Raw genomic sequence first — 17,190 nt, forward strand, 5'->3', positions numbered from 1 at the left:
CCGCGGTGCCAGAGCTCTCGCCTCAATCCAGTGCTGCAGAAATCGTCGCCCATCTGCGCGCTATCGGATCGGAGGAGAACCGCCTCGGCATGTTGCGCTACGGCATCAAGATCGACCGTGCACTTGGTATCACGCACGGCATGCAGCGGCAGATCGCCAGGAAGATCAAACGCAACCACGAGCGCGCCTTCGAGCTATGGGACACCGGCATCATGGAGGCGCAGTTCATCGCCTCCGTCACGGCTGACTCGAAACGGTTTTCTGCTGAAGATGCAAGACGATGGGCGGCTAGTTTCGACTCCTGGGACATCGTCGACGGCGTCTCGGATCTCTTTGTCGATACGGACGCCTGGAAAGAACTGATCGCCGAGTTTGCGGCCGATGAGCGGGAGTTCGTTCGGCGCACGGCCTTCGCCATGATGGCCTGGTCCGTCGTCCACCGGAAGAAGGAGCCAGGGGCGACCTTCCTCTCCTTCCTGCCGATCATCGAAACGCATGCGAACGACAGCCGCAATTTCGTGAAGAAGGCCGTGAACTGGGCGCTTCGGTCGATCGGCAAACGATCGATGGACATGCACGGCGCTGCCCTGGCTGTCGCCGAACGGCTGGCGCAGTCGACCGACAGGACGGCGCGCTGGATCGGCAAGGACGCGGTAAGGGAGCTGTCCAATGCCAAGACGCTGGCGCGGATCGCCGCAAGGAAAGGCTGACGGCGCGGAAACCCGCTTTCCGGCATGTCTGGATCTCGCCGACATGTGATGCGGCTGCCGACATGTGATGGCGGGAGCGTTGACGTCGCTGACAGCGGCGTCTTTACTTGAGCTTCAAAGGGACGCGGGCCAATGAGCAATCCTCTGAAATCAACCATAATGCTCGCAGCGGCATTGTTTGTGTCCGCGGCCACAGATGCCTCGGCCGAGACCGCGCACATATTCTGGAAGGATCTGCGTCCGGCTACGCAATCCGCCGCCGAAAACGTCGGGCTGCCGATGATCGCGGCAAAATTGCCCGACCACGGCGAGACGCTGTCCCTCAACCTGCAGGACAAAAGCATTCAGCTAGCCGGCTATGCATTGCCGGTCGATCGCGATGGCGATCTTGTCTATCAGTTCCTGCTGGTGCCCTGGACGGGTGCGTGCAGCCACATGCCGACGCCCCCGCCCAACCAGATTGTCTTGGTCACGCCGGCTCGTCCCTACAAGATGTCCGAGGCGTATCAGCCTGTCGCGGTCACCGGCGCGCTGAAGCCGGACATGGAGAAGAGCCAGCTGTTCATCCTCGACGGCGTCAGCGTCATCCAGTCTGGCTACAGCGTCCGCAAGGCAGATGTGGTCGCTGTCGGCAGCGTGCCGGACACCGTCACCCTGCCGGTCAATTCTCCCTGGAGTTTCCTCAACAAAAAGAAGAACTAAGCAGGACAACCTGCTGCAGCTCAGGCGGCGTTGGCACCCGATTCCTTGTCCAGCACCATGTAGTCGAGCGGGATTTCGGTCGTGTACTTGATCTGCTCCATGGCGAAGGAAGACGACACGTCACGGATTTCGATCTTGGCGATCAGACGCTTGTAGAAGGCGTCGTAGGCGGCGATGTCGGGCACCACGACACGCAGGAGATAGTCGACGTCGCCGCTCATGCGGTAGAACTCGACCACCTCGGGAAACTCCTGGATGACTTCCGAGAAACGCCGCAGCCATTCATGGCTGTGCGAATTGGTGCGGATCGACACGAAGACGGTGACGCGCACATTGACCTTTTCATGGTCGAGAATGGCAACGCGCCGCTTGATGACGCCCTCCTCCTCGAGCTTCTGGATGCGCCGCCAGCAAGGTGTTGTCGACAGCCCGACTTTCTTGGCGACGTCGGCGACCGCGAGTGTCGCGTCCTCCTGCAAAAGGCGGAGGATTTTTCTATCGAGGCGATCCATATCGTGCTCCCAAAGGAATAGAATGCCTATACTCTGCCTTATCCAGGCCTTTCACAAGAAAGGAATTCTGCTGATCGGGCAAAAAGCGAGTGATTTCTTGCTGAAAGGTCAGCCGAGGCGATAGCGGATTTCCGAACGCAGAAAAGGCAGCAAATCCATTTCAAACCATGGATTCTTCTTCAGCCAGCCGGTGTTGCGCCACGAGGGATGCGGCAGCGGCAACACTTTCGGACCGACGGAATTCTCCCAGATGGAGCGCCAATCCATGACCGTTTCCGTCAGGGAGGGCCGGCGCGCCGCACCCATATGCCAGGACTGCGCATAGATGCCGATTGTCAGCACCAGATCGATCCGTGGCATCGAGGCCATCAAGGGCGCGCGCCAGGCCGCCGCGCATTCGCGCCTCGGCGGCAGGTCTCCCCCCTTGGCATCCTGGCCGGGAAAGCAGAAACCCATCGGCACGATGGCGAATTTTTCGATGTCGTAGAATTCGTCGCTCGTCACGCCAAGCCAACTGCGCAAGCGATCGCCGGAGGCGTCGGTGAACGGCATGCCCGACAGATGCACCTTGGTCCCCGGCGCCTGGCTGGCGATCAGGATACGGGCGCTGGACGATGGGCGCAGCACAGGTCGTGGCTCATGCGGCAACGGCTTACCGGCCGGATTTTCCACGCAGATGCGACAGGCGCGGACCTTGGCGACGAGGTTTTCGAGTTCGGCAGTCATTCTCAGGCTGATGCGCTCGGCCGGCTGGAGACGGCCTGATGCCAGCGCAACACATTCGCGCAATCATACGGCACCTTGATGCGTGCCGGCTTCATGAAGTCCACAGCGATCAGGCCGGTGATGTCGGCGATCGAATAGCTGTCACCGGCGATGAACTCCCGGCTGCCCAGTTCTCCATCCAGCAGCCTGAGGAACGCCACGGCCTTCGGCTTGTTGGCCTCGCCCCATTCGGAGACCTGCGGGATTTCCCATTCCTTCATGGCCGGATGGGTGTGCCGGAAGGCCTGCGTGACGCAGCTGAGCAAATTGAATTCCATCCGCCTCTGCCACATCTCGACCTGCGCCTTGCCGAGTGCGCCACGCCCGAACAGGGCCGGTTCGGGATGCAGTTCCTCGAAATAACGGCAGATGGCGACGGATTCCGTGATGACGGTGCCGTCGTCGAGTTCCAGCACCGGCAGGCGCTGCAAGGGATTGCGCGAGCTGACCGCCTGTTGCCTGTGTTCCAGCGCCCCCATGTCGATGGGCACCTGTGGAACTTCGATGCCTTTCTCGGCCAGGAAAACGCGGACCCGCCTTGGGTTGGGCGCTCGGCCACCGTCGAAGAGTTTCATTCCATCCTCCTGTTCGTTCTCGGTTCGGCTTTCAGGACGCGCATCACCAGAAGCGAAAAATCTCGCGGACGGCATCGCCGATCGAGGCCAATGTGCCGTGCTTCTTCTCGACGACTTCGCCGTGACGGCTGTCTCGCCAATTCTGCGGCTGGTCGAACGTTCCCGCCCAGATGCCGGCCTTTCCCGCCCGGGCGACGGCCTCCTCGCTCTCGAAGTCGCCATACGCAACCGCCCAGCCCGCCTCGACCTGCGCGCGGTTGAGATCCTTGCCGCCGGCGGTGCAGTCGCCGAGCAACCGGCCATAACGATCACGTTGCCAGCCGGTACAAGAGACGGGCTTGCCGGCGATCAGGCGAACGAGCGACTGGCGCGCAAGCGTGCCGCAGGAATAGTCAGTACCGTTCTTGCGGCAGGTCTGCGTATATTCCGGAGCATCGATGCCGCGCATGCGGATACGCTCGGTGCCAAGCGTGATCGAATCGCCGTCGTTGATGATTGCCACGCCTTGCGTCTTGCGTGTCTCCACCCGGTCGAGGCGGGCCGCCAGCAGGATCAGCAGTCCGAGGATGATGACGGCAAGCCCGTAATCCACCAGCCGGCGCCACAGGCTTCTGGGGCGCGCAACGTATCTCCGGCGCGGTCTTGGCGACCATGAGCGGCTCATATGGCAAACGGTTGGTTAATCATTCGAACGTAGCTTAACACTTGGAAACCGCTGCTCGCATAAATTGAAGTTTTGATGCCCTTGCAACGCTCGAACACAGCGGACAAGTTCATTGTGGACCGCAGGAAACCTCATCGCAACAGCGATGTGGCGCGCGCGGTGCGCAAGACGCGTGACCGTCTTTCGCAGCAGGCCGGCAATCCCGATTTCGATCGTGAACTGCTGAAGCTCCATGCCCGCGCGATGACCAGCGGCGCCATCGCCATCCCGCTTCTTGTCCTGGCGATCGCGGCGGCCGGCCGGCTGGCCGGAATCGGCAACGAGATCGGGCTCTGGGCGCTGTTCACCCTGACCTGCTACACTATCGTTGCCTTCATGGCGCGGCGCATCGAGCGCACGGAAGCTTCCGAGCTCAACCCTTCGCAAGCAGGACGGGAATTCCTGATCGGCCATTTCCTGTGCGGTCTCGGCTGGGCATGGTTCGTGTGGCTTGGCTGCAGCGTCTGCGAGGTCGATCCGTTCCACATCGTCAAGGCCGTGGTGCTGTTGTTCGCCATGGCGGCGACCGCGGTGATGACCTCGTCTCTGCGTGGGGCGCTGTTGGCGACCTTTGCCGTTCCCGTGGCGCTCTACGCTTATGCCGGCGCCAAGCTATGGATGCCGGTCGAGGCGATCATGGCCGCGCTGCTGGTCGTTTCTCTGCCGTTCTTCGCCTATGTGGCCCGTCATCTCAACCACTCGTCCCTGATGATGTTGTCGTTCCGCTCCGAAAAGGATGCGCTGATCGCTGAACTGGAGACGGCGAAATCGATGTCGGACGAGGCGCGGCGGCGGGCCGAAGACGCCAATCTGGCGAAATCGCGGTTCCTCGCTTCGATGAGCCACGAATTGCGCACGCCGCTCAACGCCATTCTCGGTTTTTCCGAGGTGATGTCGAACGAGGTGCTGGGGCCGATGAGCAATCCCACCTATCGCGACTATGCCCATGACGTGCACGAATCTGGCCAGCATCTGCTCGACCTGATCAACGAGATCCTCGACCTTTCGCGCATCGAGGCCGGCCGCTACCAGCTCAATGAAGAACCGGTGATGCTGCTTGGTATCGTCGAGGACTGCTGTCACATGATGGAGTTGAGGGCGCGCAACAAGGATATCCGGGTCGTCCAGGATTTCGAGCACGAGCTACCGCGCCTTTTCGCTGATGAGCGTGCGGTGCGACAGATCACGCTCAACCTTCTGTCGAATGCGATAAAATTCACCGCTACCGGCGGTGAAATCCGTGTCCGCGTTGGTTGGACGGCGGGCGGCGGACAATACATTTCAATCAAGGACAACGGACCGGGCATACCGGAAGACGAGATCCCGATCGTGCTTTCCGCCTTCGGCCAAGGCTCCATTGCCATCAAGAGCGCCGAGCAAGGCACCGGGCTTGGCCTGCCGATCGTGCAAGGGCTGCTCGCCATGCATGGCGGCGAGTTCGAACTTCATTCCAAGCTGCGCGAAGGGACCGAGGCGATCGCGATCTTCCCGCTCAGCCGGGTGATGGAGGAACTGCCGGCACTGCCGACCGCGGCGGTGGCGGCTCGACGACGGTAATCCGGCAAGACTCTAGCCACGTACCGCAGCTGCCATGCCCGAACTGGTCAGCGCGGCGGCCTTGACCAGCCCCGCAGCAAGGGCGGCCCCTGCCCCTTCGCCATGGCTGATATCCAAATCAAGCAACGGGCGCAGCCCTAGCCGTTGGGCGGCGCGTGCATGCGCGGGTTCCGGCGACAGGCTGGCCAGAAGGCAATGCTCGAGCGCTGTGGGATTGACGCCATGCAGTACCGCTGCGGCTGCCGTCGCCGCCAATCCGTCGAGCAGCACCGGGATCTTCTGCATCCGCGCGGCAAGGATGGCGCCGGCGATCGCCGCGAATTCACGGCCACCGACCCGGCGCAGCGCCTCGAGCGGGTCGCCGAGATGGCCGCCATGAAAAGCCAGCGCCGCATCGACCACGTCGGCTTTGCGTGCCTGCATCGCCGCATCGGCGCCCGACCCCGGGCCGACCCAATCGGCGCCCCCGCCCCCGAACAGTGCCGCGAACAGGGCGGCGGCGACGGTCGAGTTGCCGACGCCGAGATCGCCGAGACACAAAAGGTCGGTGCCGCCGGCGATCGCTTCCATGCCGAAGGCCATGGTGGCGGCACAGCCACGCTCGTCCAGCGCGGCCTCTTCGGTGATGTCGGCGGTCGGGATATGCAGGGCAAGATCGAAAACCTTCAGCCCGAGATCGTAGGCAATGCAGATCTGGTTGACCGCGGCACCTCCCGCGGCGCAAAGTTCGACCGCGTTGGCGGTCGCCGCCACCGGCCGTGGCGATATGGCGTGGCGCGTGACGCCGTGATTGCCGGCAAAGACCGCCATCAGCGGTCTTGTCACCGCGGGCGGAGCCCGCCCGCTGCAGCCGGCGAGCCAAGCGGCGATGTCCTCGATGCGGCCAAGCGAATTGCCTGGTTTGTCGGCCTTGGCAAACAGCGTGCGCACGCGGGTCTCGGCTGCCGTGTCGGCCGCCGGCAGGTTGGCCAACAGGTTGCGAAAATCGTCGAAAGGCAGTGCGCTGGTCATCTTGTTATCGATCATTCCCTGGAGTTGGTGAGCGGCATAGCCGCCTTGCGGGGTTGGCACAACCTCCGGGATGATGGGCCTGCATTTGCCGCAAAGCCGGCCCCGAAGGGCGCAATCGCGAGGGCTTGCATTGGCTTTGCCATTGCACCATGTGGAGGTGGAACAAGGGATTCCGGATGGAAGCCCAAGAGAAAGTCATGACGGCCATCGAATCCCCGTGCATCCTGGTCTGTTCGATCGACATGAAAACCGGCTTCTGTTTCGGTTGCGGTCGCACGCGCGAGGAAATCGGCGCCTGGATCGGGATGACGACGGAAACGCGCCGCAGCGTCATGGCGCAATTGCCGGCCCGGCTGGAGACGGTCGAACGCCGGCCGCGCCGGGAAACTCGCCGCACCCGTATGGCGCGCGAACGCGGCGCGCTATCGTGAGGTGCGGATGAGCCGGTTGTTCTGGATTTTGATGGCCGCGATCGGGGTGGGAGCAGTCCTGCTCATGCTCAATGATTCCGCCGGCAGCACGCTCGGCGTCGAGAACAACGATTTCAGCCGGCTGATCTGGCTCGGTGCCTTTGGCGCCCTTATCGGCGCCGGCCTGCTTCGCTCGGGCCGCCCCCTGGGCGCCATGGCCCGCAATCTCGGCGCCTGGGCGGCGATCGCACTCGCGCTGATCGCCGGCTACCAGTATCGCTATGAGTTGCAGGATGTCGCCAGCCGGGTGACCGCGGGCCTTGTTCCCGGCAGCCCGCTTGCGCTTGGCGTCGAGGACGGCCACGCCACGGTGACGCTCGACAAGGCGGACAACGGCCATTTCGAAGCGCGCATCCTGATCAATGGCAACCCGGTCCGGGCCGTGGTGGATACCGGCGCGACCAGCACCGTGCTGACGTCGCAGGATGCGCAGGCCGCCGGATTCAATCCAGCGGCGCTCAACTACACCATACCGGTTTCGACCGCCAACGGCATGGCGCGCGCCGCGGCCGTGAAAACCGATCAGATTGCGATCGGCGGCATCATGCGCAGGGATATGTCGGTGATGATCGCCGCACCCGGAATGCTCAGCCAGAGCCTGCTCGGCATGAACTTCATCGGTTCATTGTCGGGTTTTGACGTGCGCGGCGACCGCATGATCCTCAGGGATTGATCCCCGAAGCTCAAGCCGCTTCGGCTGCTGCGCCACCGAACTCGACGGCCGCGTAAGCCGTCTTCAGCACGTCCGGGCCGGCCCCGGGTTTTGTCGCGTCCGTGGACAGGATCTGCCGGTAGCGGCGCGCACCGGGCAGGCCATGGAACAGTCCGACCATATGGCGGGTGACATGGCCAAGCCGCCCACCCTGCTCGATATGGCGTGCCGCATAGTCCGCCATCGCATCGATCAGCGCGGCGAAATCGAACGGCTCGGACTGGACGCCGTAGAAAGCGGCATCGACGCCGGCCAGAATGCCGGGCGTGTGGTAGGCGGCGCGGCCAAGCATCGCGCCATCGACATGACCGAGATGCTTCTGCGCCTCTTCAATCGACTGAATTCCACCATTGATGCCAATGAATTCGTTATGTTTTCTGACCTTCAGCCGATAGACCCTGTTGTAGTCGAGCGGCGGGATGTCACGGTTTTCCTTGGGGCTCAGCCCTTCCAGCCACGCCTTGCGTGCATGCACCCACAATGCGTCGGCGCCGGCATCGAAAACCCCATCCGTCAGCGCATCCAGGGCCGGCTCCGGATCCTGCTCGTCGACGCCGATGCGGCATTTAACGGTCACGGGGATCTTCACCGCCGCTTTCATCGCCGCGACGCAGCCGGCGACGAGGTCCGGCACTTTCATCAGGCAGGCACCGAACGTGCCCGACTGGACGCGGTCTGACGGACAGCCGACATTGAGGTTGATCTCGTCATAGCCAAAGGCCTCGCCAATGCGGGCAGCCTCGGCGAGCTTTTCACGATCCGAGCCGCCGAGCTGCAGCGCGACCGGATGTTCCACCGCATCGAAGCCGAGCAGCCGCTCGCGCGCGCCATGGATGACCGCGTCGGCCACCACCATCTCGGTATAAAGCAGCGCATGGCTTGTCAGCTGGCGGTGGAAGAACCGGCAATGCCGGTCCGTCCAGTCCATCATCGGGGCCACAGATAGCCTATGATATTGATTTTGCAGCATTTTTTGTTTAACATCAAATCGTTAGAACGTGCCAAGTGCACACAATTTACGCCAGAATACGACCCTTTTTCGCCACGTTTCGATCTCTCAGTGCACACGGAGCGCACACGAAAAAATGGCCACCTACACAAAGCTCTCGTCCGGGTCCTGGCGTGTCCAAGTCCGTCGCAAAGGTCGCTACGTCAGCGAAACCTTCCTGCGCCGAGACGACGCACGCCGCTGGGCGACGAAACCGAGCGCCAAGTCGATCGCGGTGAGACACCGGCAAAGTCTCGAACAGCGCGCCTGAAAACCTTCGGCGAACTCATCGACCTTCATATCGACGACATGTGCGATATAGGCAAGTCCCCTCGCCGCTCCAAGGCCGCAGCCCTCGCTATGCTCCAAAGACATCTCGGCAAGTGCAACATCGCGGCTCTCGATCGCGAACGGCTCATTCGTTTCGGCCGTGACCGGGCTGCCCAAGGTGCTGGACCGATGACGCTAGGCATCGACATCGGTTTCGTAAAACTCATTCTGGCTCATGCCGTTGCGGTGCACGGGCTGCCCGTCAAGGTCGAACCGGTTGATCTCGCGCGGATCGCCCTGAAGAGGCTTGGCCTCGTTGGCAAAGGCAACCAGCGGGATAGGCGGCCGACAAATTGCAGAGCGCTGAAGGCGAGCATGCACGAGATCTATGGGCCGCGAAGGGTCGGCAGGCGTTCGATGCTGAACGGCGTGAAGAGTGGATGGGACGGCGAACTTAGCCACGGTTGGCGCGAGCAACGGCCAGCACGAAGCCCGAACAGCAGACTTCCGCCGGTGCGCCAGCGCCGCAGTCAAGCTTGCGCAATAAGTTTTCGCGCTCTTCGTCACTACCGGCGACAATCTTCTCTCGGAAGGGCGCAAGACTTGAGTTGGCGAAGCTCGTCAAAGCAGGCGCTGCCCTAGGAGCAAACTTCAAATGCCAGATCGTGTTCCCCTCGAAACCTCCCGCGCCCCACAGATGCGATCATGCACACTGCGCGTTGATAGAAGCTCTATAGCCAAGGTGCGAGCCAGCGGCACTGCTCTGCACAGCAGGAACGGGCGTAAAGCGAGGGAAGCTCCTCGCCTTGGATGAGGTCGGCGAGCTGACAGTCGCCAGTGTCGTCCGAATTGATGTAGGCATCGGCGGCGACGTAGTCGACGGCAGGCATTTAGCACACGCTCGGATCGCAGCCGCGCAGCAAACGTCCAGGCCGCCCGCCTCGCTCGGTTTTCTTCCTAAAAACGGGAGGCACAGGCGGAGCGGCCCTTCATACCAGCGGCTTACTCGATGACGCGGGCGCCACCGACATCTGCGGCTGACGGATCCAGCCCGTAAGCCTTGAGCGCTTCCGCGATCGCGCCATCCTTGCGGTAAGCTTCTAGGGACGTGTCAACGGCCTTCGCAAGATCCTCGTTGCTCTTGTCCAGCAGGAAGGCGGTCTGCGACGGGTTCATGGTCGCATCGATGCGCGGATCTTGTTTCAGCGCATTTACCTTATAATTCTGTCCTTCGTTCTGAATGACAGCGGAGCCGAAGCCGTCGAGCGCCGCCTCAATACGACCGGCATGAAGGTCCTGCGCGAGGTTCAGCGACGACGGATAGGTCTTGGAGCCTTCGTAAAGCTTCTCCATGTCCTGGACCCATAAATATCCTTCAACGGTGCCGACCTTCTTGCCCAGCAGACCATCGACAGTATCAATGCCGTTGGTCGAGGTGACGGACAGTTGGTCGAGATAGACCGGCGTAGACAGAGCGACGACCTTCGCGCGGGCGGCGGTACGATAGAAGCCGCCAAGCGCGATGTCCGCGCGCCGCGACTGAACTGCGGAAACCGCGCCTGGATATGTGAAGATCTCATAAGCGATCTCCAGGCAGTTCTCCTTGGCAAAACGCTTCACGAGATCGCCGTCGATACCCGCGATGCCGCTGTCTTTTTCGAGCGAATACGGAGCGGTGTTGGTAAGCGCGACTGTGAGTTTGCCCGCTGACACGGTTTCGAAAACGTGCTGCGGCTTGCAATCCTGTGCGGACGCGACGCTGGCACCCAAGGCCGTAGCAATGGCCGCGGCCGAGATAATCTTACTCCAATTTTTCACTGTGCTCTCCTCTGACATTGATGGTTTTTGATTGCAGGTCAGCCGAGATGGCTGCCCAGCCTACGTTCGGTGTACGAGACCAGCCACCCGAACGGGACGGTGATGGCGAGATAGAACAGGCCCGCCAAGATCAGGACATCGAGGTAGAGGTAGGTGGCCGCACCCACGCGATAGGCGCGCGCCAGAAGTTCGGGGATGGCGATCGTGTATGTAAGGGCCGTCGCCTGGAAGATGAGAATGGCAAAGCCCATCAGTGCGGGTATTGCGAACAGGATTCCTTGGGGGATCACTACGAAGCGCAGGATGTCCCGGCGGGTCATGCCGAGCGCCCAGCCCGCCTCGATCTCACAATGCGGAACCGCGTTCAGACCGGCGCGAAGGATCTCGCTGGTGTAGGCGCCTGTCGTTAGCGCCAACGCAATCACGCCAGAGGTGAAGGCACTTACGGTCATCCCGGAAGCAGGCAATCCATAGTAGACCATCTGCAGGACGACGAGTGCAGGCGCACCACGCCCGATCTCGACCAATACCACCGCGAAATAGCGGACGAGCCTGTTTCCAGAGGAAGAGGCAAGCGCAAGAACGAGGCCGATAGGCAATCCGAACAGCAGCGCCAGGCCCGCCAACTGAAGACTGACAATAGCTCCTTGGAAAAGCTGGGGCGACCAGTCCAGCCAGTTAGCCAGCATCTCGCTCATTTCGCTTGCCCCCTTGAGCGCAGCCGCCCGTCCACGGCGCGTGCCAACACGACAACGGGTATGGACAGCACGATGTAGAGAAGCGCGGCGAAAATGAACGGCGCGAAGCTGCCGCCGCCGCCTTGAGCCTGCTGCGATGCGTACATCATCACGTCGCGGACACCGATCGTGGAGGCCACGGTCGTGTCTTTGAGCAGGCTAACAAGGAAGGTCGCCATGGGTGGAACCGAGACGCGCAGGACCTGCGGCGCCAGGATATAGCGCAGCGTATCCAGGCGCGACATACCGAGCGCCGTGGACGCCTCCCGCTGGCCCTTCGAGAGGGCCAGGAAGCCACCCCTATAGATTTCAGCGAGATAGGCCGTTGATACCAACCCCATGCCCAGGATGGCAGCCTGATATGAACTGAGAACGATCACTCCGCTGCCCAATCCGAAGAAAATAATGAACAGCCAGACGATCGGCGGGATTCCTCGGACAACGTCGATGTATAGGCGCGCCGGCGCGCTTAGCAGAAGCAACCGGGAACGTCGCATCAGCACCAGCGGCATGGCTGCGATGGCCCCGACTCCGAAAGCGCCGAAGGTCACCAGCAGCGTGGCCGGAACGCCTCTGAGCAGTGAAACCAGCAGGTCGATCATCTGCGATCGACCACGGCACGGAAGAACTGCCGCGTGCGGGGCGACGACGGATTGCGGATCACGGCATCAGGCGGACCCTGCTCGATGATCTCTCCATTAGCCATGACGATTACGCGGTCGGCGACGTCTGCGGCAAAGGCGATCTCGTGCGTGACGATGATCATTGTCATGCCTTCCTGGGCGAGCTCGCGCATCACGGCCAACACCTCAAGCCCGAGTTCGGGATCCAGGGCGCTCGTGGGTTCGTCGAAGAGCATCACCTTGGGGTCAAGAGCCAGGGCGCGTGCGATCGCGATACGCTGCTGCTGGCCACCCGACAGGCGCGCCGGATAGGCTTGCGCCTTGTCCGTAAGGTGTACGCGTTCGAGCAATTGGGCGGTGCGCGCGTCCGCCTGCTCCTTGGTGCGCCCCAGAACCCGCATCTGCGGCAGCGAAATGTTGCGCTGCACGGTCATGTGCGGAAACAGGTTGAAGGACTGGAAAACCATCCCGGTGGAACGTCGGAGCCTCAGCAGCTCTCCGGCGGACAGATTGCGGTCGACCGAAAACCGGATGGCACCCACTTCAAGGGTGCCGGATGACGGCTGTTCGAGCATGTTGATCGCGCGCAGCAGCGTGCTCTTCCCCGCGCCGCTGGGTCCGACGATCGCCACGACCTCGCCGCGCGTGATGTCGAGCGAGACGTTCTTCACGGCGTGATGGCCGCCATAGATCACGTTGATGTTCTTGATGCGTACGATATTTTCTGCCTCGGGCATGGCTTCTTTGTCCTTGCGCTAACGCCGGTGTCCCACTGGTCAAGCCGCCGCAGTATGTGTGCCCGGAACGTTTCTTTCCGGAGTTGGAGCGAGACTTTCGGTGCCTGGGATCGATGCGGGAGAGCCCTTGAGCACCCAGTCTGCGACGATCAGCCCAATCACCGGCGCAAGCTGAATCCCGTAGCCGCCCGCACCGGCCGCGGTGATCAGACCGGGCTCCGACTGATCGACTGGTCCGACATAGGGACGGTGGTCGGCGGTGACAGGGTAGAGGCCTGCCCAGCCCCGGCCGAGCCGGGCGCCCGGCAGATCAGGCAGGCGTTCGATCAGCATCTCGGCCAGCATGACCTTGGACCCTTCCTCGCACTGCTCGTTGTAGTTGTCCGGATCTTCGGGCGACGGCGAACTTACCTTGTGTATCTCGGCGATGAGCTCGCCCGCTTTCTCGTGCCGAAAGTTGAGTCCGGTGCCCTGCCCGTTCACCAGATCCATGACCATCGGCATTGTGTACGGGAGCGGCGCGTCCAAGTGGATTGTCAGCGCCTCGTGGCGCTCGGGGTGGATGTGCAGCGTCTGTCCGAGCATCTCGGCAACGCGTGGCGCCCAGGCGCCTGCCGCATTCACGACGAAGTCGCAGCCGATCGGCCCTTTGCTGGTGTCCAACCGATAGCCACCGGATGTCCGCGCGGCACCAAGCAGCTTGCGGAACTGGAACACCTCGGAGCCGAGCTTCTTCACCTGTTGCGCCAGCAGCGTGCACATTTCGTGGGGATCGAGGAAGCCGTCGTCCGGCCCGAAGATGCCGCCTTCGAGCCCATCTGAACTCAAGTGCGGCACGAGTTGCTGAAGCTCGTTCGCCTGGTAGACCCTGGATCTGAAGCCGGCATCGCGCTGGATCTCCACCGAGCGGGCGAACAGTTCCATCTGCTCGGAGGTGCGCGCCAGACGCAGGTAGCCGATAGGGCTGAAGCCGAGACCGAGGCGCTCTTGCCACCGGCGGACGCGCTGCACCGATTGCATGCGCAGCTGTATCTCGAACGGATCCGTGAGCTGTGTCCCAACGACCCCGACCGAGCGGCCGCTGGATCCTGACGCAATGGATTGTGCGTCGATGACGGTGACGCGAGCGCCCTGTTCCGCGAGCGCGTGCGCAGAACACATACCGAGGGTACCCGCACCGATGACGACGACGTGAGGAGAAGCTGTCATGTGACTTCCATCTGTTGCTGCGTCGTCCCGTGCCGGATGGATCCGGCGCTGGACGCGCTACGTCATTGCTTCGGAGCGATTGCTGCGAGGGCGCCGTCGATTGCGGAAAGGATCTCGCGTGCGTCTTCCTCGGTCATGGAGGTGGAAAGCGCGAAGAGTCCGTAACTCGCCGAAAGCACGCCGCGGTCGAGCAGACCCTTGTGGAACAGGTCGAGTTTCATGCGTACGGACGCACCCGGATAGACTGACCGGTAGTCCGTGATCGGCAACGCCGTGAAATGAACTTTGAAGAGCGAGCCGAGACCGACGCACTGCCCGTTGAGGCCATGGCGAGCAAGCGAGGCCGTGATGCCCTCGCGAAGCAGGCTGCCGATAGCGTCCAGATGCGCGAAGCTAGCCGGGGTCAACGCGCGCATCGCCGCCAGACCGGCTCGCATCGTCACCGGGTTCGCGGTGAAGGTGCCGCCATGCGGCAATGCGGGCTTGCCTTGTGTTGGATCGAACACCGCCATCACGTCGGCGCGGCCGCCGACGGCGCCGACCGGGAATCCTCCGCCGATGATCTTGCCGAGAGCCGTCAGATCGGGCGTGATGCTCCACAGGCCCTGCGCCCCCGAATAGCCAAGGCGGAGCGAGATCACCTCGTCGAAGATCACCAGCGAGCCGGCGGCATGAGCGATCTCGACCATCGCGTCGAGATAATCCTTTCGCGCGGGAATAAGTCCGGCGCGGTTCGGCATCGGGTCGATCAGAACACCCGCTATCGTGTCGCCATGCGCGTCGAAGACGGCACGCAGCGCCTCCGTATCGTTGAACGGCACCGCGATGACATCATCGAGAACTCCCTTCGGCGTGCCTTTCGCGTATGCCGTTGAGGCAGGCATGTCGCCCCAGTTGGCGGGCGAACTGTCCAGGCTGACTTCCGCGAAGTCGTAGGAGCCATGGTAGGCACCTTCGATCTTGACGATCTTCGACCGCTCGGTGAACGCCCGAGCCGCCTTGATCGCCATCATGACGCCTTCCGTGCCGGAGTTGGCGAAGCGAACCTGCTCGACTGACGGGAGGCGCTCCACCAACAGTTCAGCAAGATCAAGTTCGCTCTCGGTGGGCGCTCCGAAAGCCGATCCCCGGGGCATCTGGTCCACCACCGCGGCCGTGACGGCGGGATGGCCGTAGCCATGGATCATGGCCGTGAAATTGTTGATGCAGTCGTAGTAGACGTTTCCATCGACGTCCCAGACGCGGCAGCCCTCGCCGCGCTGGGCATAGATCGGAAACGGGTCGATGAAGACCGTTGTCCGGGTGTTTCCTCCCGGCATGACCTTGCGGGCCCGTTCGAACATCTCGCGGGACTTCGGCATTGAATCTGGATAGTGGCGCATAATCTTGTAAACCGATGAAGGAGACAGTCTTGGATGGCCGCGACGAAGGGCGCGACCTCTTTCGATCACTTGGTCATGATCGTGTGGCTCTGCTCGCGCAGGTACTGTGGCAGGAACCAGGAGCCGAGACCGCCCTTGCCGCTGACCCCGGTGCCCTTCCAGCCGCAGAATGGCTGCGCGCCTGGCCATGCACCCGTCGTTGCGCCGCTCGCACGGTTGGCATAGAGAACCCCCGCTTCGGCGGTGTCGAGGAAGTGACGCAACTCTTTTTGGTCGTTGGTAAAGATGCCGGCCGACAATCCGTAGGCGATGTCGTTGCCCTCTTCGATCGCGGCATCGAGACTATCAAAACCGCGGACGACCACGAAAGGCATGAAGAGTTCGTCGCGGGTCAGCCGGCCCGGACCATCAAGTTCGACGACCGTCGGCAGGACGTAGTTGTTCGCAAATCCCTGGCCCAGGGCGGCGCCCCCAAAATGCACCTTGCCTTTGCCCTCGACTTCCGACAGCGCTGCCTGGAAACGGCCGACTGTGGCGTCGCCATAGACAGGGCCCATAAAGGTCTCGGCCTTACGAGGATCTCCGACCACCAGCTTTCCAGCGAACGCTACCAGTTTCTCGATGAATTCCGCCTTGACCTTCTCGTCGACATACACGACCGAGCATGCGGAGCACTTCTGGCCTTGCAGGCCAAAAGCGGAGCGCGCCACCCCCTGCGCCGCGCGGTCGAGGTCGGCCTTGCTCGTCACGTAGGCGGGGTTCTTGCCACCCATTTCGGCGATGACGGGCTTCATGTGGGGCAGCGTTGCCATATGACGGAAGATGCTCATGCCGGTCTTATGGGAGCCGGTGAATGCAACGCCGTCGATGCCGTTGTCGGTGGCAAGAAGGCGCCCCACCTCTCCATCGCCAAGCACGATGTTGAAAACACCTTCGGGCAAGCCCGCTTTGCGAAGCGTTTCGGCAATCAGCAGTCCGGTCAGCGCGCAACCCGGCGACGGCTTGTAGACCACCGCATTGCCTGTCAACAGCGCACCCGTGACCATGCCGATCGACAAGGCGAGCGGAAAGTTGAAAGGAGCGATGACCGCGAAGACGCCATAGGGCTTCATGACGCTCGTAGCAGTCTCGTTTTCGACCAACACGTTCATGGGCCGGACGAACCCGTTGTTCGCCTTCATCTCCGATGCGTAGTACTCGACCATGTCGAGGCATTCCTCGGCTTCGCCGACTGCCTCGATGCGGGACTTTCCGATCTCGTAGAGCGCCGCCAAACCGAGGTCATATTTCCGCTCCGCAAGTGCCTCTCGCCAGCGAGCGCCGAATGCAAGGCGATCGTCCAGCGTCGAACGGTTCCAGGCCTTCGCGCCGGCCCGGGCTGCCTGGATCGCGCACTTGACGTCTGACGGGATTGAAACCGGGAACTTGCCGAGAGAGATTTTCTTGTCGATAGGGCTCAGGATCTCTTTCCGAGCGCCGGTCGCAAACGGCGTCGACCACTCGCGACCCAGTGTGTTCTTCTCGAAATCCGGGATCATTGCATCGAGGTGAGCGTGAACAGGGGAAAAATCCACCCCGATGTTCGAGTAGGTCACACGCGGGAGTTCAGCCATTTCAAGTTCCTCCGAAAATCGGTATTTATCCCGATAATCAGGATTTGGCTTGCGAGTCAATCGAGGGGCCCATAAAATGGAAATAATACCGAATTT

18 protein-coding genes and 2 pseudogenes are annotated in these 17,190 nt (G+C 62.1%); 6 read left to right on the forward strand and 14 right to left on the reverse strand.

The window, feature by feature from the left end; all coding sequences use genetic code 11:
* The first annotated feature begins 5 nt into the window (after positions 1–5).
* Together NP503_RS23510 and NP503_RS23515 are read left to right on the forward strand one after the other, a co-directional pair.
* Positions 6–710 carry a DNA alkylation repair protein gene (locus NP503_RS23510; RefSeq protein WP_127270838.1) on the forward strand — a complete coding sequence of 235 codons (705 nt, stop codon included), beginning with the start codon at positions 6–8 and terminating at the stop codon, positions 708–710.
* Positions 711–842: 132 nt separating this feature from the next.
* Positions 843–1,412, forward strand: coding sequence for a DUF3299 domain-containing protein (locus tag NP503_RS23515; RefSeq protein ID WP_127270836.1), 570 nt, complete (start codon positions 843–845; stop codon positions 1,410–1,412).
* A 20-nt stretch (positions 1,413–1,432) separates the two neighbouring features.
* On the opposite strand, the gene NP503_RS23520 is transcribed toward NP503_RS23515, so the two are convergent.
* From NP503_RS23520 to NP503_RS23535, 4 genes are all read right to left on the reverse strand, one after another.
* A complete protein-coding gene (locus tag NP503_RS23520; protein ID WP_006205209.1) occupies positions 1,433–1,924 on the reverse strand; it encodes an Lrp/AsnC family transcriptional regulator in 492 nt (163 codons plus the stop codon).
* A 108-nt stretch (positions 1,925–2,032) separates the two neighbouring features.
* Positions 2,033–2,713: a uracil-DNA glycosylase family protein gene (locus tag NP503_RS23525; protein WP_127270833.1), complete on the reverse strand. Its 681-nt coding sequence runs from the start codon at positions 2,711–2,713 to the stop codon at positions 2,033–2,035.
* Positions 2,653–3,264: a glutathione S-transferase gene (locus NP503_RS23530; RefSeq protein ID WP_127270831.1), complete on the reverse strand. Its 612-nt coding sequence runs from the start codon at positions 3,262–3,264 to the stop codon at positions 2,653–2,655. Before NP503_RS23530 ends, NP503_RS23525 begins: the two co-directional genes overlap by 61 nt.
* Positions 3,265–3,307: 43 nt before the next feature.
* Positions 3,308–3,928 carry a thermonuclease family protein gene (locus NP503_RS23535; protein WP_127270829.1) on the reverse strand — a complete coding sequence of 207 codons (621 nt, stop codon included), beginning with the start codon at positions 3,926–3,928 and terminating at the stop codon, positions 3,308–3,310.
* 75 nt (positions 3,929–4,003) lie between these two features.
* On the opposite strand from NP503_RS23535, the gene NP503_RS23540 reads away from it, so the two are divergent.
* Positions 4,004–5,524, forward strand: a complete 1,521-nt coding sequence (locus tag NP503_RS23540; protein WP_127270826.1) for a HAMP domain-containing sensor histidine kinase — start codon at positions 4,004–4,006, stop codon at positions 5,522–5,524.
* 12 nt (positions 5,525–5,536) lie between these two features.
* Here the strand turns inward: NP503_RS23540 and NP503_RS23545 are convergent, their stop codons facing one another.
* Complete coding sequence (locus tag NP503_RS23545; RefSeq protein WP_127270824.1) at positions 5,537–6,535, reverse strand: nicotinate-nucleotide--dimethylbenzimidazole phosphoribosyltransferase; 999 nt, start codon at positions 6,533–6,535, stop codon at positions 5,537–5,539.
* A 197-nt stretch (positions 6,536–6,732) separates the two neighbouring features.
* Between NP503_RS23545 and NP503_RS23550 the strand changes: the two genes are divergently transcribed.
* Together NP503_RS23550 and NP503_RS23555 are read left to right on the forward strand one after the other, a co-directional pair.
* Positions 6,733–6,966, forward strand: a complete 234-nt coding sequence (locus NP503_RS23550) for a DUF1289 domain-containing protein (protein ID WP_164748880.1) — start codon at positions 6,733–6,735, stop codon at positions 6,964–6,966.
* Positions 6,967–6,973: 7 nt separating this feature from the next.
* Entirely contained in the window at positions 6,974–7,678 is a 705-nt protein-coding gene (locus NP503_RS23555) for a TIGR02281 family clan AA aspartic protease (RefSeq protein WP_127270820.1), read from the forward strand.
* A 10-nt stretch (positions 7,679–7,688) separates the two neighbouring features.
* Here the strand turns inward: NP503_RS23555 and dusA are convergent, their stop codons facing one another.
* Positions 7,689–8,687, reverse strand: coding sequence for a tRNA dihydrouridine(20/20a) synthase DusA (dusA, locus tag NP503_RS23560; RefSeq protein WP_127270818.1), 999 nt, complete (start codon positions 8,685–8,687; stop codon positions 7,689–7,691).
* A 632-nt stretch (positions 8,688–9,319) separates the two neighbouring features.
* On the opposite strand from dusA, the pseudogene NP503_RS23565 reads away from it, so the two are divergent.
* Positions 9,320–9,433 (forward strand): annotated as a pseudogene (locus tag NP503_RS23565) (conjugal transfer protein TraD); the annotation flags it as partial.
* A gap of 77 nt (positions 9,434–9,510) precedes the next feature.
* Here the strand turns inward: NP503_RS23565 and NP503_RS33425 are convergent.
* The 8 genes and pseudogenes from NP503_RS33425 to NP503_RS23600 all read right to left on the reverse strand — a co-directional run.
* Positions 9,511–9,706 (reverse strand): annotated as a pseudogene (locus tag NP503_RS33425) (DUF932 domain-containing protein); the annotation flags it as partial.
* A gap of 271 nt (positions 9,707–9,977) precedes the next feature.
* The gene (locus NP503_RS23570) at positions 9,978–10,793 is read right to left on the reverse strand and encodes an ABC transporter substrate-binding protein (RefSeq protein WP_164748881.1); all 816 of its coding nucleotides are present in this window, start codon (positions 10,791–10,793) and stop codon (positions 9,978–9,980) included.
* A 38-nt stretch (positions 10,794–10,831) separates the two neighbouring features.
* The gene (locus tag NP503_RS23575; protein ID WP_127270814.1) at positions 10,832–11,491 is read right to left on the reverse strand and encodes an amino acid ABC transporter permease; all 660 of its coding nucleotides are present in this window, start codon (positions 11,489–11,491) and stop codon (positions 10,832–10,834) included.
* Positions 11,488–12,132 carry an amino acid ABC transporter permease gene (locus tag NP503_RS23580; RefSeq protein ID WP_127270812.1) on the reverse strand — a complete coding sequence of 215 codons (645 nt, stop codon included), beginning with the start codon at positions 12,130–12,132 and terminating at the stop codon, positions 11,488–11,490. The genes NP503_RS23575 and NP503_RS23580 overlap by 4 nt, the downstream gene beginning before the upstream one ends.
* Positions 12,129–12,890: an amino acid ABC transporter ATP-binding protein gene (locus NP503_RS23585; RefSeq protein WP_127270696.1), complete on the reverse strand. Its 762-nt coding sequence runs from the start codon at positions 12,888–12,890 to the stop codon at positions 12,129–12,131. Before NP503_RS23585 ends, NP503_RS23580 begins: the two co-directional genes overlap by 4 nt.
* Before the next feature lie 39 nt (positions 12,891–12,929).
* Complete coding sequence (locus NP503_RS23590) at positions 12,930–14,099, reverse strand: FAD-binding oxidoreductase (protein ID WP_127270694.1); 1,170 nt, start codon at positions 14,097–14,099, stop codon at positions 12,930–12,932.
* A 62-nt stretch (positions 14,100–14,161) separates the two neighbouring features.
* Positions 14,162–15,442 carry an aspartate aminotransferase family protein gene (locus tag NP503_RS23595; protein ID WP_236383064.1) on the reverse strand — a complete coding sequence of 427 codons (1,281 nt, stop codon included), beginning with the start codon at positions 15,440–15,442 and terminating at the stop codon, positions 14,162–14,164.
* A 104-nt stretch (positions 15,443–15,546) separates the two neighbouring features.
* Positions 15,547–17,094 carry an aldehyde dehydrogenase family protein gene (locus tag NP503_RS23600; protein ID WP_127270807.1) on the reverse strand — a complete coding sequence of 516 codons (1,548 nt, stop codon included), beginning with the start codon at positions 17,092–17,094 and terminating at the stop codon, positions 15,547–15,549.
* Between the last annotated feature and the right edge of the window lie 96 nt (positions 17,095–17,190).

It is taken from the genome of Mesorhizobium sp. SEMIA396 (genome assembly GCF_024518615.1).
Lineage (GTDB): Bacteria > Pseudomonadota > Alphaproteobacteria > Rhizobiales > Rhizobiaceae > Mesorhizobium.

What these genes read in the sequence shown, in the direction of transcription:
- NP503_RS23545 (WP_127270824.1), bottom strand. Translation starts at nt 6,535, where the DNA reads ATGACCAGCGCACTGCCTTTCGACGATTTTCGCAACCTGTTGGCCAAC.
- NP503_RS23540 (WP_127270826.1), top strand. Translation starts at nt 4,004, where the DNA reads ATGCCCTTGCAACGCTCGAACACAGCGGACAAGTTCATTGTGGACCGC.
- NP503_RS23600 (WP_127270807.1), bottom strand. Translation starts at nt 17,094, where the DNA reads ATGGCTGAACTCCCGCGTGTGACCTACTCGAACATCGGGGTGGATTTT.
- NP503_RS23590 (WP_127270694.1), bottom strand. Translation starts at nt 14,099, where the DNA reads ATGACAGCTTCTCCTCACGTCGTCGTCATCGGTGCGGGTACCCTCGGT.
- dusA (WP_127270818.1), bottom strand. Translation starts at nt 8,687, where the DNA reads ATGCTGCAAAATCAATATCATAGGCTATCTGTGGCCCCGATGATGGAC.
- NP503_RS23530 (WP_127270831.1), bottom strand. Translation starts at nt 3,264, where the DNA reads ATGAAACTCTTCGACGGTGGCCGAGCGCCCAACCCAAGGCGGGTCCGC.
- NP503_RS23595 (WP_236383064.1), bottom strand. Translation starts at nt 15,442, where the DNA reads ATGTTCGAACGGGCCCGCAAGGTCATGCCGGGAGGAAACACCCGGACA.
- NP503_RS23550 (WP_164748880.1), top strand. Translation starts at nt 6,733, where the DNA reads ATGACGGCCATCGAATCCCCGTGCATCCTGGTCTGTTCGATCGACATG.
- NP503_RS23580 (WP_127270812.1), bottom strand. Translation starts at nt 12,132, where the DNA reads ATGATCGACCTGCTGGTTTCACTGCTCAGAGGCGTTCCGGCCACGCTG.
- NP503_RS23535 (WP_127270829.1), bottom strand. Translation starts at nt 3,928, where the DNA reads ATGAGCCGCTCATGGTCGCCAAGACCGCGCCGGAGATACGTTGCGCGC.
- NP503_RS23555 (WP_127270820.1), top strand. Translation starts at nt 6,974, where the DNA reads ATGAGCCGGTTGTTCTGGATTTTGATGGCCGCGATCGGGGTGGGAGCA.
- NP503_RS23575 (WP_127270814.1), bottom strand. Translation starts at nt 11,491, where the DNA reads ATGAGCGAGATGCTGGCTAACTGGCTGGACTGGTCGCCCCAGCTTTTC.
- NP503_RS23515 (WP_127270836.1), top strand. Translation starts at nt 843, where the DNA reads ATGAGCAATCCTCTGAAATCAACCATAATGCTCGCAGCGGCATTGTTT.
- NP503_RS23520 (WP_006205209.1), bottom strand. Translation starts at nt 1,924, where the DNA reads ATGGATCGCCTCGATAGAAAAATCCTCCGCCTTTTGCAGGAGGACGCG.
- NP503_RS23585 (WP_127270696.1), bottom strand. Translation starts at nt 12,890, where the DNA reads ATGCCCGAGGCAGAAAATATCGTACGCATCAAGAACATCAACGTGATC.